The organism is Ruegeria faecimaris (assembly GCF_900182615.1).
GTDB lineage: Bacteria > Pseudomonadota > Alphaproteobacteria > Rhodobacterales > Rhodobacteraceae > Ruegeria > Ruegeria faecimaris.
The window spans coordinates 1-11516 of the sequence record NZ_FXTE01000026.1 but is presented as its reverse complement, the minus strand read 5'-3'; the positions used below and the strand labels follow the sequence as shown (position 1 = coordinate 11516).

Annotated in this window: 12 protein-coding genes and 1 pseudogene; 12 read left to right on the top strand and 1 reads right to left on the bottom strand. The window is 54.5% G+C overall.

Annotated elements, in window-relative coordinates:
• Positions 1-145: 145 nt before the first annotated feature.
• The gene (locus FN806_RS20815) at positions 146-391 is read left to right on the top strand and encodes an SOS response-associated peptidase family protein (protein WP_342782040.1); all 246 of its coding nucleotides are present in this window, start codon (positions 146-148) and stop codon (positions 389-391) included.
• Between the two features lie 214 nt (positions 392-605).
• Here FN806_RS20815 and FN806_RS20110 read toward each other — a convergent pair whose 3' ends face one another.
• Positions 606-1367: an IclR family transcriptional regulator gene (locus tag FN806_RS20110; RefSeq protein ID WP_142640393.1), complete on the bottom strand. Its 762-nt coding sequence runs from the start codon at positions 1365-1367 to the stop codon at positions 606-608.
• A gap of 72 nt (positions 1368-1439) precedes the next feature.
• Between FN806_RS20110 and FN806_RS20105 the strand changes: the two genes are divergently transcribed.
• The 11 genes and pseudogenes from FN806_RS20105 to FN806_RS20060 all read left to right on the top strand — a co-directional run bounded on the left by FN806_RS20105 (position 1440) and on the right by FN806_RS20060 (position 11274).
• Entirely contained in the window at positions 1440-2795 is a 1356-nt protein-coding gene (locus tag FN806_RS20105; RefSeq protein ID WP_142640392.1) for a selenium-binding family protein, read from the top strand.
• Positions 2792-3160, top strand: coding sequence for a 2Fe-2S iron-sulfur cluster-binding protein (locus tag FN806_RS20100; protein ID WP_142640391.1), 369 nt, complete (start codon positions 2792-2794; stop codon positions 3158-3160). The genes FN806_RS20105 and FN806_RS20100 overlap by 4 nt, the downstream gene beginning before the upstream one ends.
• A complete protein-coding gene (locus FN806_RS20095) occupies positions 3161-3625 on the top strand; it encodes a CoA-binding protein (protein ID WP_142640390.1) in 465 nt (154 codons plus the stop codon).
• Positions 3626-3748: 123 nt separating this feature from the next.
• On the top strand, positions 3749-3892 hold the full coding sequence (locus tag FN806_RS20810) for a hypothetical protein (protein ID WP_334223335.1): 144 nt from the start codon (positions 3749-3751) through the stop codon (positions 3890-3892).
• A 45-nt stretch (positions 3893-3937) separates the two neighbouring features.
• A complete protein-coding gene (locus tag FN806_RS20805) occupies positions 3938-4138 on the top strand; it encodes a rhodanese-like domain-containing protein (protein WP_334223334.1) in 201 nt (66 codons plus the stop codon).
• Positions 4139-4141: 3 nt separating this feature from the next.
• A pseudogene (locus FN806_RS20085) lies at positions 4142-5039 on the top strand (MBL fold metallo-hydrolase).
• Between the two features lie 7 nt (positions 5040-5046).
• Positions 5047-5847, top strand: coding sequence for an enoyl-CoA hydratase (locus FN806_RS20080; RefSeq protein WP_246097366.1), 801 nt, complete (start codon positions 5047-5049; stop codon positions 5845-5847).
• A gap of 198 nt (positions 5848-6045) precedes the next feature.
• Positions 6046-6879, top strand: coding sequence for a methyltransferase domain-containing protein (locus FN806_RS20075; RefSeq protein WP_142640388.1), 834 nt, complete (start codon positions 6046-6048; stop codon positions 6877-6879).
• 495 nt (positions 6880-7374) lie between these two features.
• Positions 7375-9297, top strand: coding sequence for a DUF3604 domain-containing protein (locus FN806_RS20070; RefSeq protein WP_142640387.1), 1923 nt, complete (start codon positions 7375-7377; stop codon positions 9295-9297).
• A 160-nt stretch (positions 9298-9457) separates the two neighbouring features.
• Entirely contained in the window at positions 9458-10288 is an 831-nt protein-coding gene (locus FN806_RS20065; protein ID WP_142640386.1) for a peptidyl-prolyl cis-trans isomerase, read from the top strand.
• Complete coding sequence (locus tag FN806_RS20060; protein ID WP_142640385.1) at positions 10285-11274, top strand: HupE/UreJ family protein; 990 nt, start codon at positions 10285-10287, stop codon at positions 11272-11274. Before FN806_RS20065 ends, FN806_RS20060 begins: the two co-directional genes overlap by 4 nt.
• Positions 11275-11516: the final 242 nt, after the last annotated feature.

Genomic DNA, 11516 nt, shown 5'->3' with positions numbered 1-11516 from the left:
GACTAAAATTGATCCACTGGATCAATTGCTTAACGTCTTCACCTCGTCAGGCTCATAACCTGAAGGCCAAAGGTTCAAACCCTACTCCCGCAACCTAAATCACTACACAATATCAATATATTACACACCGTGCCCGAGCGGGCTTTTGCGTTGCGCCATCACAACTGAAAGCACCGTGGAAGCAAACGGGGCGAAGTTAACCACCTCAGCGAATGACATTGTGCGTCCGATACATCCGCAGAGAATGCGGGTCACACTCCATCCTTGTGACTATGAGGTCTGGTTGGATGGCTGCGCTGCGGAGGCCTTTGAACTGCTTAAACCCTATGCCTCAGATGAGATGGATATCGTCAAATCGGGCGCAGGAGAAAAGTCTGACACTAGTCTTTGAACGGCATGGTTTTTTAGCGAGTTCCGATCAATGAATGTCCGCCTACGATCGCGCCTTGGACATCCGACGATTTTTGTCAGATGACTGCACCGAGCCCTTTCTTCTGAATGCTGCGAGACGTTCGAACGTTCGGCGTTGCATTTTTGTTTGTGTGGAGCGGAGGTCAGTTCAGATCAGATTTAGAAGAGGCCCACATTCGAAGACCACCTAAAAGTTAGCCTGATATTTTGGCATCCTGCGCCGCGTCCCAACCCAAATTTGCAGACATTTCACGCGCAATAAGGGAGATCTGGGGACCAAGTTTTTCGCGGAACGCTGGCGTAAAGACCCGTACCGATCCGGTTGCACCGATGGACATCGTGGAACCTGGCCCGCTTGGCGCAAGGGGAGCTGCCACCGAACACATGCCGCGCTCAATCTCTTCCACGCATTCTGCGAAGCCGCGATTGCGAATGGTGTCAAACTCGGCTTCCAAGTCCTGCACGTTTGTCAGGGTGAATTCGGTGTAGGCGCGCAGCCGGCCTTCCATTTCGCTGGTCAAAAACAAGTCGGGTGAGAATGCAGCAACGGCCTTAGAGCAGGAACAGGCATGCAAGGGTCGTTTCCCCAAACCGGGATGGAGATAGGAGACCCCAGTGTCAGGTGTTTCAACGTGAATAATTTCCACGGATTTTCCGCGCAGACGGGACAGGAAAAATGCGGTGCCATATTGTTTAGCGGCTTGCTTTAGCGCAGGCGCAATCACCTCTAGCAGTGCACGGTCAGAGTGGTCACTTTTCGTGATCCGCTTCAGGCGGGAGCCGATTGTGAATGAGCCACGGGCAACCGGTTCCAGTAGACCCACACCAACGAGGTCCTGCACCAACCGGTAGGCAGACGGCTTAGGCAGGTCAGAATGAGCGCAAATCTCGGCCACTGTAGCCTCGCCCTTTTGTCCAACAACTTCGAGGATGAATGTCAGGCGTTCCAGATGCATATTTTTACCTTGCGAGAATCTTTTTATCGATTTACGAGAATCTTCAAATGATCGCAAGGGAGGAATGTGAAGATGGACGGAGCATGTTGTGGCCCGGGGTATGCAAGCCCTGCCGAGGCGATCAAAGCGCCGCGTGAAAAACTCTTGTACACAATTGCCATCTACACCGGCACCGGCATTCAAAAGCCGGACTACCTAGCCACCGTGGACGCCGACCCGGAAAGCCCGACCTATTCACAAGTCATCCATCGCTTAGAGATGCCCGGCATCGGGGATGAATTGCATCACATGGGCTGGAATGCCTGTTCTTCCTGCCACGACGACGCGGGCATGAGCCGTAAATACCTGCTGGTGCCAGGCGTGCGGTCCAACAATATCCATGTGATCGACACCGCGACGGACCCGTTTGCTCCGCGCCTTCATAAGGTGATTGACGGGGCCGAGATCAAGTCAAAAACCAATCTGAGCGGCCCACACACCGTGCATTGTTTGGGCTCTGAGATCATCATTTCCTTCTTAGGTGACGAACAGGGCGAAGCGCCCGGTGGTTATCTGCACCTCAACAAAGAATTCGAGATCGTTGGTCGTTGGGAAAACTCAATGGGCGATATCCCGTTTGGTTATGACTTCTGGTACCAGCCGCGCCATAACGTGATGGTCAGTTCCGAATGGGCCGCACCCAACACATTCATGCCAGGGTTTGATTTGGAAGAAGTGGGCCACCTGAAATACGGTCGCCGCCTGCACATCTGGGATTTTGAGAAAAAGGTGCCGGTCGAGACGATGTATCTCGGTGAAGACGGCCTGATCCCGTTGGAGGTAAAGTTTCTGCATGATCCTGACAGTACACATGGGTTCTGCGGTGCCGCGCTTAGCGCCAATGTCATCCATTTCTGGAAGTCCGAAGCTGGGAAATGGGAATGGGAAAAGATCATTGATGTGGAGAATGAACCGCATCCCGAATGGCCTATTCCCGTGCCCGGTGTGATGTCGGCCATCCTTGTATCGATGGACGACAAATACCTTTACCTCAATAACTGGTTGCACGGCGATATGCGCCAGTACGACATCTCTGACCCGCATAATCCTGTTTTGACCGGGCAGGTTTGGATGGGCGGGCTTTTGGGCAAAGCGCCCGAGGTCAATGGCGTCAAAGTGGCAGGCGGGCCGCAAATGTATCAGCTCTCGCTTGATGGCAAACGGCTTTATGTCACGACCTCGCTGTTCTCGACCTGGGACAACCAGTTCTATCCGGAAATTCGCACCCAGGGCGGTGTCATGCTGATGATCGACTGTGATGTCGAAAACGGCGGTATGAAAATCAACGAAGATTTCGTTGTTGATTTTGGCAAAGAGCCAAACGGACCAAGCCGATGCCATGAAACCCGCTATCCCGGTGGCGATTGTACAAGCGACATCTGGCTGTGAGCGAAACCCGCACAATCACAATCGCCAACCGCGATGATGCGACCTATCAGGTCGACGCCCGCCGTCCGTTGCTGGACGCTTTACGCGAACAGGGAGTCGATCTGCCCTATGGCTGCAAATACGGCGGCTGCATCACCTGTGCGGCCAAACTGACAGCTGGCGAAGTGGATCAGCGCAGGCAAGTGGCGTTGAACAATCGCCAGATCAACAATGGCTATGTTCTGCTGTGTGTGGCCCGCGCGGTGAGCGATTGCATATTGGAAATCGGCGTCGAAAGCCACGACAAACTTTATCGCAACCCCTTCCTTGATCCGCTGGAGCCGCATGAGCTGAAGGCGGATATCGCGACCCCTAAGGAGGCTTAAATGCCCGAAGCTGACATCGATCACCTGTATGATTACGCGCCCGAATATCTGGCGGACATCCTGCGTTCGGTCAAAACCATTGCGATGGTGGGGGCCAGTGGCGACAAGACCAAGTTCAGCTATGGCGTGCTGCGTGTGCTGCACGAAACGGGCTATGACATGATCCCTGTCAATCCAAACCCAAAGCTGATCGAAATTCGCGGCATACCTGTCGTTCATTCGCTGGAAGAGATCGACCGGCCCGTGGATATGGTCGAGGTCTTCCGCCCGAAAGAGGAACTTTACGCGATCACCGAGAAAGCCATTGCAATCGGCGCCAAGGTGCTTTGGGGCCAAATCGGCGTTTATGATGACCGCGCGGCCGCGCTTGCCGAAGAAGCGGGGCTGAAGGTGGTGATGAACCGCTGCCCCAAGATCGAGCTGTTCCGCCCGTTCTGGAAGCCCCGTCTTGATCTCGCAATTTGACTGAGAGCGGCACAGAAACTCATGTGACATCTGCCTGCGCATACGGCCGTAGCGGTGCCATAAATTGGCCGCTCGACGCACTATTGGACTGGCTCAAAAACCAATCGAAAAAGGAAACCAAACATGGCTCAGACAATCACCAAAAGCGCGAAAGACATCGTAAAGGTGGCCACGAAAGCGGTGCCTGCGATCAGTGCCGAAGAGGCATTGGCCTTGGTAGGCTCGCTCGATCACGTTTTTGTCGATCAGCGCGATGGTACGGAATAGGCCAAAACCGGCGTCATTGAGGGTGCTGTCGCATCGTCGCGCGGCATGATGGAATTCCACATCGACCCGGAAAGTCCTGCGCACAAGCCGGAGTTCAGTCAAGATAAGACTTACGTGTTCTATTGCGCATCGGGTGGGCGTTCTGCCATGGCGGCGGTGGTGGCCATGGATATGGGACTGTCGCCCGTTGTGAACCTGACCGGAGGCGTTGGCGCCTGGAAAAAGGCCGGGGGCGCGCTGGAATAAATCATGGAACCTTCAACAAATTTCCCAAATCTCAATATGGCAGCAAAGCCTAGTGTCGAAGGGTTCTTTGATCCTGCCTGCAACACGATTTCTTATGTCGTGAAAGACCCCGCATCTAACGCCTGTGCAATAATCGACAGCGTTCTGGATATGGATTACGCCGCCGGGCGGATCACTTACGACAGTGCCGATCGCTTTGATCGACGCCATCCAGTCACAAGGCTTGTCGGTGGAATGGATCATTGAAACCCATGTCCATGCCGATCACCTGTCTGCTGCACCCTAAATTCAGGATAGGCTGGGTGGCAAAATGGGCGTTGGTGCAGGCATCATCGAAATTCAGGACACCTTCGGCAAAATCTTCAACGAAGGCACGGAATTTCAACGCGACGGGTCGCAGTTTGATGCTTTGTTCGAGGATGGTGACACCTACACCATTGGCGAAATGACAGCCTTTGTGATTGCCACGCCGGGCCACACACCAGCCTGCATGGTGCATGTGATTGGCGACGCCGCCTTTGCCGGTGACACGCTCTTTATGCCTGACAGCGGCTCAGCCCGCGCAGACTTTCCGGGTGGTGATGCAGGGCAGCTTTACGATTCTATCCAAACCGTGCTGAGCCTGCCGGACGAGATGCGCCTGTTCATCTGCCACGACTATGGCCCCGGTGGGCGCGCCATCGCGTGGGAGACCACAATTGGCCAGCAACGTGCCGACAACATCCATGTGGGTGCTGGCAAATCGCGCGAAGATTTCATCAAGTTCCGGACGGAGCGTGACGCGCAGCTGGCGATGCCCAAACTGATCATACCGTCCCTGCAAGTGAATATGCGGGCCGGCGAAATCCCGTGCGACGAAAGCGGCGCACCTATGCTGAAAGTTCCACTCAATGGCCTATGAGGGCGAAATGCAAAACGATGATTTGATCCTGAGGGCTGACATCGATGGCGTTACCGTTCTGACTCTGAACGCGCCCAAGTCGATTAATGCGTTGTCAGAGGCGATGCTACGCGCTCTGTCTGACACATTTGACGAAATCGCAGAAGATCGCAGTGTCAAAGCAGTGATCTTGCGTACCGGCGGCAATCACTTTTGCGCGGGTCATAACCTCAAAGAAATGTCGGCGCGCCGGGCGGATGCCGACGGTGGGTTTCAGTATTTCCAAGACCTGTTTGCGACGTGTTCGGCGATGATGCTTCGGGTGGTGCGCTTGCCGCAACCTGTAATCGCCGAGGTCAAAGGGATTGCCACAGCGGCGGGGTGTCAGCTTGTTGCGTCCTGTGATCTGGCGGTGGCCGCCGACAACGCAACTTTCGCAACATCGGGCGTGAATATCGGGCTATTCTGCTCAACCCCGATGGTCGCGCTTTCGCGCAATGTGCCGCGCAAGCTGGCGATGGAAATGTTGCTTTTGGGGGAATTCTTGCCCGCAGCCCGCGTCGCCGAAATGGGGTTGGTCAACCGCGTGGTGCCCTTGGCGGAACTGGAAGCGGCATCCACAGAAATGGCTTGGATCATTGCCGACAAATCGCCGTCCGCCGTCAAGATCGGCAAGCGTGCCTATTACGAACAGCTCGAAATGCCGCTGGAAGAGGCCTACGCCTTTGCCGGTCGCACGATGGCGGAAAACATGATGGCCAAAGATGCCGAGGCCGGTATCGGGGCCTTCACCCGCAAAGAACCGATGCCTGAATGGACCGGGGAATGATCTACGAGGGCCCGGAACTTGCCCGTAATGCAGCGAACCACACCGCCCTGTCACCGGTTTCGATCCTCAAACGCGTCGAGCGCGTGCACCCAAAGCAACCTACCCGCAAATGACGGCGAATGCCCATTTCACTTGGCGAACTTGACAATTTGCCCCTTTCGGCGGTCCTCCAAAACGTGGCGATTGAGGAGATGTTGGATGCCTGACAATCAGGAACAGGACACATTTGCCGCCCTCGAAGGGCGCGAATGGGCCAAGTGCGATGTGGCACAGTCCTATGCCGAGGTGTTTGCCAAGGCGGCGGACATGGTTGTCCCACACCTGGTCGCTGCGGTTTGTACTGGACCGGACACTCGTGTGCTCGATTTGTGCTGCGGACATGGCAATGTATCCGCAGGCCTTTTCAACACAGGTGCTCGCGTAACGGGCCTTGATTTCTCACCCGCCATGTTTGAGATGGCGCGGCTGGCGGTGCCACAGGCTCAGTTCGTTGAAGGCGATGCGGTGGCCTTGAGCTTTGAAGACAATACGTTTGACGCTGTAACAATTGGCTTTGGAATGCCGAATATGCCGGACCCCCCGAAAGTGTTGGCAGAAGTTCGCCGTGTTTTGCGCGACGGCGGTCGGCTGGCGTATTCGGTGTGGTGCGGGCCCGAATTTGACACTGCGCTGGGGTATGTTTTTGGCGCCATTGAGGAACACGGGTCGCCAGAGATTGCCTTGCCACCGGGTCCCGGGGCAAATGATTATGCCGATCCGACTATCGCCTTTCCCGTACTCGCCAAGGCCGGTTTTTCAGATTGCCATCAAACCATCGTCGCGTCGAAATGGCAGGTTAGTGATCCGGGCGCACCGTTCGATTTCTTTCTTGAAGAAACGGCCCGAGGTGGCGCCCTTTTGCGCCCTCAACCTACAACGAATTTGGCCGCAATCCGAGTGGCGGTTGTGGCCAAAGTTCTGGCAAAGCACGGTGTGGGTCCTGAATGGGACGTGCCAATTCCGTCTGTCGTGACCTCGGCGGTCGTTGCCTAGCCGATCGGAACGATGTGCTGAAATGGGCGTCGTCGCCATTCATCCAAGTGTCCGGATTGTCCCGCGTTTTGTCTGTTCACACGCGTGCCGCAAAAGTCGTTTCGTACCAGAGCGGCCCTCGGTGCAAGTCGCGGCATAGGTTTAAGGAGAGCCCAAAATGATCCAGACCGCGATAGCCAAGAATGTCATCTAAGCGCAGCTATGCCGACTTTGCTAAAGTGCATACATGGCTCACGATGGACATTCGCCAATTCAAACCGCAATTTCTCCAAAGCTTCCGTTCTCAATGTTGAGCCCAACAATCGAGGCTATGACTTATCGAGTCATTTTCAGACCAACTTCGGCAGCCACACTCCTACTTGCATCATCGCCACAAAGCCGAGAGCTGAGTATTCCCACAAATGGAAAATTGATGTTATATAGAGAAATAGGAATATTAATTCTTGAGATGTAAGTCACGGGCACCACCGGGCGATCTTGGGTTGGGAGGTCTATATGCTTCGAGCTTTTGTTTATTCTATCTCACTGGGGCTGGCATCATCGACGGTCTTTGCCGACGCTGTTCCTAGCGAAGAAGCGGCGGAAGGCTTGTTCTCAAAGCAGCCGTATTCACCATATGCGAACCGGACTTTCCCCGAGCGCCCGCTGTGGGGAGACTCGCATCTTCACACCGGACTTTCGCTGGATGCAGGTGCTTTCGGGAATACACTGTTACCTGATGAAGCTTGGCGCTTTGCAAAAGGCGAACAGGTCATTTCTTCCACGGGTCAACCAGTGAGACTGGCCCGACCTCTGGACTGGATGGTTCTCACGGATCACACTGACCTAATGGGATTTGCCCCGGACCTTCAGGCTGGCAAGCCGGGCGTTCTTGCCGATCCAAAAGGTTTGGAATGGTACGAAGGTTACAAGGCAGGCGGCGAAGAGGCTGGCAAAGCGGCGTTCGACATCATCACCAACTTCTCGCAAATGACCCTGCCAGAAGTTCTTCTGGAGTCTTACAGCCCAGGTGCAGATGCATTTGCTTTTACATGGGAACAAATCGTTCTGGCTGCGGAAGAACATAACGACCCCGGCAATTTCACGGCGTTCATCGGATTCGAGTGGACCTCTGTACCCAAGGGTTTCAACCTGCACCGAAACGTCATGCTGCGTGATGGGCCGATCAGGGCGCTTCAGATGGTGCCGCCGGTCACGCAACCACCCTTTGGTGATACCGACCCAAAGGCGCTCTATGCATGGCTGGAAGACTATCAAGAAAAAACGGGCGGTCGGGCGGTAGCTTTCGCCCATAATGGCAACCTTTCGAACGGATGGATGTTCCCGACCGAAGACACCTATCACGGTGGCAAGGTCGACGAGGAATATGTGGCCGCCCGCGCCAAATGGGAACCCCACTACGAAGTCACTCAGATCAAGGGCGACGGTGAAGCGCACCCCTTCCTGAGTCCGGATGATGAATTCGCGGATTACGAAAACTGGGACGTCGGCAACCTCGACATAACCGAGCTGAAAACCGATGACATGCTGGCTGGAGAATACGCCCGAGAAGCTTTGAAGCGCGGTTTGTTGTTAGAAGAAAAGTTCGGCGTTAACCCATATAAGTTCGGCATGGGCGGCGCGACGGACAGCCATACGTCTCTGGCGACTGCCGAAGAAGACAACTTCTTTGGAAAATCCGTCAGCGTTGAACCATCGGCCACGAGAATAAAGCACCCTTTCATCGCCAATGACCTTGGCGAAATTCCTGGCGACCTTCTTGTCGCATCGGGATACACGGCAGTCTGGGCGACCGATAATACTCGCGCTGCAATCTTCGATGCGTTCAAGCGACGCGAAACCTATGCAACCACCGGACCTCGGATCGGTCTGCGGTTCTTTGGCGGTTGGGGTTTCAGTGACGCGGATGTTGAAACACGCTTCCTTGCTGATGTGGGCTACACCAAAGGTGTTCCGATGGGCTCGGATCTGCGACCTCGCGAGGGTGAAGGTGCGCCCGCATTCCTGATCGCTGCACTACGCGACCCGGTTGGTGCCAATCTGGATCGCGTGCAGGTGGTAAAGGGTTGGCTGGATTCTGAAGGGGCCTTGCAGGAAAAGGTTTACGATGTGGCGTGGTCGGACAACCGTGTTGCTGACCAAAACGGCAAGATCCCTGCGGTTGGAAACACAGTAGATGTTGAAACCGCCAGTTGGACCAACACGATTGGAACTGCCGAACTTGTAACCGTTTGGTCTGATCCTGAATTCGATCCAAATGCACGCGCATTTTATTACGTACGTGCGATCGAAATTCCAACACCGCGTTGGATTCTTTACGATAAGCTGAGATTTGGCGCCGAATTGCCCGAAGACGCGGTGCTCACACATCAGGAACGCGCTTACTCTTCCCCGATTTGGTATACACCGGCAGAGTAACACTGCCGATCACGGCGTTGGCAACCGAGGTAGAAGCCTTTACCTCGGCCCATTCACCAGACGATTGATTTGTGCGTAGCGTTGATTTTCTTGCAATGCTCAATCGACTGATGTCAGCATCGATACGTAAAACCGGAGCGCGTTTCATGCAGGAGCCTTCATGCGAATATTGAAAGAACCCCTGTTTCATTTCTTCCTGATTGGAGCAGTTATTTTCATTTGGTTCCAAATAGTTACGCCGGAAAACGAGACTGTCGAAGATTTTGTGACAATAACAATCGGCGAAAACGATATCGCGCTTTTGTCTGATCAGTTTGAAGCACGGTGGAAACGGCGCCCAAGCGGTGCCGAGCTGCAAGCTTTGACTGATGCAACAATTCGCGAAGAGGTACTGGTCAGAGAAGCCAGAAAGCTTGGCCTTGATCGCGGAGACTCTGTGATCCGGTCTCGTCTCAGTCAAAAAATGGATTTCCTGACCGAAGCGATCGCCACGTCTGTTGTTCCGGAAGACGAAGATTTAGAGGCCTTTTTGCAAAACAACTCGGAGCGCTATGCGACGCCCAGCAAGCTGGCCTTCATTCAGGTCTTTATTGGTGAGGAGCCAAACAAAGCTGAAATCGAGGGGGTATTGGCCGCCCTGCGCGCGGGAGATGAGGTTTCCGACCTGGGCGCCTCGACACTGCTGCCCGCATCTATGCCCTTGACTGCGACCAGAGTGATAGACTCGGTCTTTGGATCTGGCTTTTCCAAGGGTCTTACAACATTGGATAAAGGTCAGTGGGCTGGCCCGATCCAGTCGGGTTACGGGGTCCATCTGGTTCAGGTGCAAGACATCGAACCTAGTCAAATACCCCCATTGTCAGAAATTCACGATGCCGTGCTGCGGGATTGGCGTCGCGTGATGAGCGAAGATCTGGCGCAAGCGCAATATGAGATTCTTGCTGCCAACTATGAGATCATAGTGCCCGCTCTCTCAGGTCAAACCAAATGAAAGCTGTATTTGGCCTACTGTTTGCCTTGCTGATTGCGTGGGTTGCAGGAAATGCCTCGGCGCATGCGCTTGATCCGGGGTACTTGGAAATTCGCCAAATCACATCGGACACCTGGAGCGTTCATTGGCGAAAACCCGATGTGAATGGTCAACCCATGGCGATTGATGTCATGGCGCCGGATGGTTGCACCCCGGCGCGCGGCCCTACCCCAATTTCCGATGGCAGAGCATGGGTTTCTTCCTGGGTTATCGAGTGCCGCGGGGATATTGCGGGCCAACCCATCCAGATAGAAGGTCTGGAGGTTCAAAAGAACGACGTATTGGTCCGAGTGCAGCCCCTGCAGGCTGAGCCCACGACGCTTCGGTTCACACCAGAGACAGCCGTTCAGAACATACCTTCTGAACAGACCACATGGTCTGTTTTCACCGCGTATTTCCAGTTGGGTTTTGAACACATACTGGAAGGTTGGGATCATCTGCTGTTTGTCTTCGCGTTGTTTGTTCTGGTCCGCGATCCGTGGAGACTGGTGGGAGCAGTCACAGCATTCACACTGGCGCATTCAATAACACTGGCATTGGCAACGCTTGGTTTTCTGAATGTCCCTGGTCCGCCGGTCGAGGCCATCATTGCGCTTTCTATTGTTTTTCTGGCGATGGAAATTGTTAAGGTTGGCGACGGGCGTTTCCGACTTTCAAAGCAGAAGCCCTGGGTCGTTTGTTTCGGGTTTGGGCTTTTGCATGGCCTTGGTTTTGCAGGCGCTTTGGCCGATATCGGACTACCCTCAAACGATATTCCAGCAGCCTTGCTTGCCTTCAACCTGGGCGTCGAGGCCGGCCAGTTGAGTTTTGTCGGGGCCTTGGCACTTCTTGTCGCGATCTGGCGATTGATGGCACGTCCAGTTAGCCAAAGGGCGACTGTGATTACAGCCTATGGCATCGGGTCGGTATCGATGTACTGGCTCATAGAACGCATAAGTGGGTTCTGAAGCGCTTTGCCTTGGTGTTGGTTCAGGTGGTAGAACGGCTCAAAGGATAACTCGATTGCAAAGCGCGCAATTCGACCGGGTGCAGGTGCAACCGCGCAGAATGCGCCTGCGCACAAAAGCCCACTTCGTCGTATGCCCAACGTTTGTTGTCTAGCCCCCATGTTCTGGGCCATTTCGGACTAGAGTTTCGGGGACTGGTGGGCGCATGTTGAGGGCCTGATGGGGTCGGGTGTGGTTGTATT

Excerpts from the sequence above, each read along its gene's own strand:
- FN806_RS20110 (WP_142640393.1), bottom strand. The coding sequence starts at position 1,367 with ATGCATCTGGAACGCCTGACATTCATCCTCGAAGTTGTTGGACAAAAG.
- FN806_RS20105 (WP_142640392.1), top strand. The coding sequence starts at position 1,440 with ATGGACGGAGCATGTTGTGGCCCGGGGTATGCAAGCCCTGCCGAGGCG.
- FN806_RS20095 (WP_142640390.1), top strand. The coding sequence starts at position 3,161 with ATGCCCGAAGCTGACATCGATCACCTGTATGATTACGCGCCCGAATAT.
- FN806_RS20810 (WP_334223335.1), top strand. The coding sequence starts at position 3,749 with ATGGCTCAGACAATCACCAAAAGCGCGAAAGACATCGTAAAGGTGGCC.
- FN806_RS20805 (WP_334223334.1), top strand. The coding sequence starts at position 3,938 with ATGATGGAATTCCACATCGACCCGGAAAGTCCTGCGCACAAGCCGGAG.
- FN806_RS20080 (WP_246097366.1), top strand. The coding sequence starts at position 5,047 with ATGCAAAACGATGATTTGATCCTGAGGGCTGACATCGATGGCGTTACC.
- FN806_RS20075 (WP_142640388.1), top strand. The coding sequence starts at position 6,046 with ATGCCTGACAATCAGGAACAGGACACATTTGCCGCCCTCGAAGGGCGC.
- FN806_RS20070 (WP_142640387.1), top strand. The coding sequence starts at position 7,375 with ATGCTTCGAGCTTTTGTTTATTCTATCTCACTGGGGCTGGCATCATCG.
- FN806_RS20065 (WP_142640386.1), top strand. The coding sequence starts at position 9,458 with ATGCGAATATTGAAAGAACCCCTGTTTCATTTCTTCCTGATTGGAGCA.
- FN806_RS20060 (WP_142640385.1), top strand. The coding sequence starts at position 10,285 with ATGAAAGCTGTATTTGGCCTACTGTTTGCCTTGCTGATTGCGTGGGTT.